This window comes from Aeromonas sp. HMWF014, from assembly GCF_963878295.1.
GTDB classification, from domain to species: Bacteria; Pseudomonadota; Gammaproteobacteria; order Enterobacterales; family Aeromonadaceae; genus Aeromonas; species Aeromonas popoffii.
Map to the genome: position 1 here is coordinate 1 of NZ_CAWNYS010000241.1, position 3,266 is coordinate 3,266.

The 3,266-nt window shown below is 60.3% G+C and carries 4 protein-coding genes; all 4 read right to left on the reverse strand.

Annotated elements, in window-relative coordinates:
- On the reverse strand, positions 1-485 hold a 485-nt coding region (locus AAC083_RS09725; RefSeq protein WP_181364705.1), incomplete at its 3' end, for an outer membrane protein assembly factor BamB family protein.
- Entirely contained in the window at positions 478-1,128 is a 651-nt protein-coding gene (locus AAC083_RS09730) for a YfgM family protein (RefSeq protein ID WP_108536479.1), read from the reverse strand. The genes AAC083_RS09725 and AAC083_RS09730, both read right to left, overlap by 8 nt.
- Before the next feature lie 3 nt (positions 1,129-1,131).
- Positions 1,132-2,409: a histidine--tRNA ligase gene (gene hisS / locus AAC083_RS09735; RefSeq protein WP_042034396.1), complete on the reverse strand. Its 1,278-nt coding sequence runs from the start codon at positions 2,407-2,409 to the stop codon at positions 1,132-1,134.
- Positions 2,410-2,548: 139 nt separating this feature from the next.
- Positions 2,549-3,266: flavodoxin-dependent (E)-4-hydroxy-3-methylbut-2-enyl-diphosphate synthase (locus tag AAC083_RS09740; RefSeq protein ID WP_258224645.1), on the reverse strand; the 718-nt coding region annotated here is incomplete at its 5' end.

Here is a 3,266-nt window from a genome sequence, read left to right on the forward strand (position 1 = left end):
CGACCATCTTCGACGGCAGGGCTTGCCACCACTTCACCCGGCACCGAGGTCTGCCACAGTACTTCCCCGTTCTCTGCGTTCAGGGCGTAAACAACCCCGTTCTCGGAGCCGAGGAACAGCTTGCCGTAGCGAGAGACCAGACCGCCGGAGAGACGGGCGCTGCGCTTGTCGGCGTTGATGGGCAAGTCAGCCAAGTCCACACGCCACAGCACCTTGCCGCTGGCGCGATCGAAGGCACTCACAGTGCCATCGCGGGCAGCGGCAAAGATGCGATCCTCTTCCACCACAGGTTTGAGCTGGGAGTAGAAGTCACCTATGCCATTCCCGACGGAAGAGGACCAGACGATGTTGGCAGTAAAGGCAGATTCAACCACGGGCAAAGGTGCCATCGGATTGAGATCTTCTTCGGAGCTGAACAGGGAGCACCCCTGCAGGGCGAAGGAGACTGCTGCCCCCAACACCATCATCTTGAACAGATTACGCATTCGGAGCTCCACCCGTGGTCACGGCTGGCAGCGCCAGATCGTCCATCTTCAGCTTGAGCTCACCACTGCCCTGCAGGCCACCGGCATCGGCCGCAGCCTGATAGGCATCGCGCGCCTCTTCGGCCTTGCCCTGTTTGAGCAGGATGTCGCCACGCACTTCCGCCACTTGGGCCTTGAAGGCGTCATTGTTGATCTTGCCAAGCTGGGCCAGGGCCTCATCGGCCTTGCCCAGATCATTTAAGACCCGGGCCAGACGCAGGCCAGCGATGGGACGAATGCTCTCATCACCACTGTTCGCCACCAGGGTCAGCTGCTCGGCAGCCAGATCCAGCTTGTTTGCCTTGACGGCAGCCGCAGCCAGTTGCAGGGCGGCCAGCTCGGCGTAAGCATCACCCTGGTGGGCACTGATGAAGCTTTGCACCTGTTCGAAGGCGGCGGCATCCCCTTTGGCCAGCTGGGCCGAGATCTCGTTGTAGGCCTGGGAAGCGGCTTCCTGGTTGGTCTGCTGACGCTCGTTGTAATAACGCCAGCCAAAGAGCCCAACCAGACCGATAACAGTTCCTGCGAGCACCGAGGTTCCGTTCTCTTTCCACCAGCTCTTGATGACCTCAACCTGTTGTTCTTCGGTGGTATAAACTTCCACTGCTTACTCTCCTTTGGCTGCCAGCAGGGCAATGGCGGCGTCGACCGTGACGGTCTGTTGCTCGGCCTGGCCACGCAGATATTTGATGGTGATCTCCCCGTTTTGCACCTCGGTTTCACCAAGGATCAGGGCAATGGCCGCACCGCACTTGTCGGCACGCTTGAGTTGTTTCTTGAAGTTGCCGCCACCGCAGTGGCTCATCAGGCGCAAGTCAGGCAGGGCATCACGCAGACGCTCGGCAAGCGCGAAACCAGCCTGCTCGGTCCCCTCACCCACCATGGCCAGATAGACATCCACCGCAGGACGGATATCGCCGTTGAGCTCGAGAGTCTCCAGCATCAGCACCAGACGCTCCATGCCCATGGCAAAGCCGACGGCCGGGGTCGCTTGACCGCCAAGCTGCTCCACCAGGCCGTCGTAACGGCCACCGGCACAGACGGTGCCCTGAGCACCCAGGCTGGTGGTGACCCACTCGAACACGGTGAGGTTGTAATAGTCAAGGCCGCGCACCAGACGCTCGTTCACTTCGAACTGAATGCCAGCGGCGGTGAGCAGGCGTTTGAGCCCTTCGAAGTGAGCCAGGCTCTCTTCACCCAGGTGATCGAACAGACGCGGGGCATTCACCAGAATGGCCTGTACCTTGGCATCCTTAGAGTCGAGCACCCGCAGCGGGTTGCTGTACATGCGGCGCTGGCTCTCTTCGTCCAGCTGATCCTTGTACTGCTCAAGGTAGGCCACCAGGGCATCGCGATAGGCGGCGCGCTCGGCACTCTGACCCAGGGTGTTGAGCTGCAGGGTGACATGATCGCTGATGCCGAACAGACGCCACAGACGGTGGGTCAGCATGATGAGTTCGGCGTCAATATCCGGCCCGTTGATGCCAAACAGCTCGACCCCGAACTGATGGAACTGGCGGTAACGGCCCTTCTGGGGACGCTCGTGGCGGAACATGGGACCCATGTACCACATACGGCGTTCCTGGTTATAGAGCAGACCGTGCTCGATACCGGCACGGACGCAGCTGGCGGTCCCTTCCGGACGCAGGCTCAGGCTATCGCCGTTGCGGTCTTCGAAGCTGTACATCTCTTTTTCAACCACGTCGGTCACTTCACCGATGGCACGCTTGAACAGATGAGTCTGCTCGACGATCGGCATGCGCACTTCACTGTAGCCATAGCTGGCGACCACTTGGCGCAGTATCTGTTCTACTTTCTGCCATACCGGGCTCTGCTCCGGCAGGCAATCGTTCATACCGCGAATAGCTTGGATCTGTTTTGCCACGTTGATACTCGAGAAAAAGACGTGAAATTTGGCCGCATTATAGGGATTTTCGACCCTGAGGTAAAATCGGGGCGTTCCAATGCGGGATTTAAAATCAGCAACCTAAAGACGGGGCCACCCTAGGTGGCCCCGCACTGGCTCAACCCTCGTCCACCAGGATCTGGTTGGCCGGATCCAACATGGCCGCCCGGGCGCGAATGCGGCGCTCCAGGATCGGGATGAGATCCTTGTTGTCCAGCCGGTCGACCCGCTGACCGCCCTCGTAGAAGGCGCTCTTGTTGGCGGCCCCCGCCAGCCCCAGATCGGAGACCAGCGCCTCGCCCGGCCCGTTCACCACACAGCCGATGATGGAGACATCCATGGGGGTGATGATGTCTTCCAGCCGCTCTTCCAGGGCGTTGACGGTACCGATCACGTCGAACTCCTGACGAGAACAGGAAGGACAGGCAATGAAGTTGATGCCGCGGGAACGGATGCGCAGGGATTTGAGGATATCAAAACCTACCTTGATCTCTTCCACCGGATCGGCCGCCAGCGAGATGCGGATGGTATCGCCGATGCCATCGGCCAGCAGCATGCCAAGCCCGACAGCGGATTTCACTGCGCCAGCGCGAAAACCGCCCGCTTCCGTGATACCAAGGTGCAGCGGCTGCTCGATCTGTTTGGCCAGCAGGCGATAGGCCCCGATGGCCAGGAAGACGTCTGACGCCTTGACGCTCACCTTGAAGTTGTCGAAGTTGAAGCGATCCAGGTAATCCACGTGGCGCATGGCCGACTCAAGCAGCGCCTGCGGGGTCGGCTCACCGTACTTCTCCTGAATGTCTTTCTCAAGAGAACCGCCGTTGACGCCGATGCGG